The organism is Cupriavidus sp. SIMBA_020, from assembly GCF_046535395.1.
GTDB classification, from domain to species: Bacteria; Pseudomonadota; Gammaproteobacteria; order Burkholderiales; family Burkholderiaceae; genus Cupriavidus; species Cupriavidus campinensis.
Window position 1 is genome coordinate 1 of the sequence record NZ_JAWRWU010000328.1, and the last position, 296, is coordinate 296.

Consider the following 296-nt stretch of genomic DNA (forward strand, 5'->3'; position numbering starts at 1 on the left):
CGGCGCGGGGCATCTAATTCAGGAGAAGCAATAATGAAGCGGTTGATTTCGTTTGCTGCCGGCGCGCTTGCCCTGGCGTGCGCATCCCAGGCGGCGGTGGCCGGCCCCACGCTGGATGCGGTCAAGAAGAAGGGTTACGTGCAGTGCGGCCTGACCGACGGCGTTTCGGGCTTCTCGGCCACCAACAGCAAGGGCGAATGGGAAGGCATGGATGTGGACATCTGCCGCGCCGTCGCCGCCGCCGTGTTCGGCGCCCCGACCAAGTTCAAGGGCACCGCGCTGTCGACCCAGCAACG

General features: G+C 65.9%; 1 pseudogene. It reads left to right on the forward strand.

The window, feature by feature from the left end:
- Positions 1-33: 33 nt before the first annotated feature.
- Positions 34-296: pseudogene (locus tag SB751_RS29435) on the forward strand (amino acid ABC transporter substrate-binding protein); the annotation flags it as partial.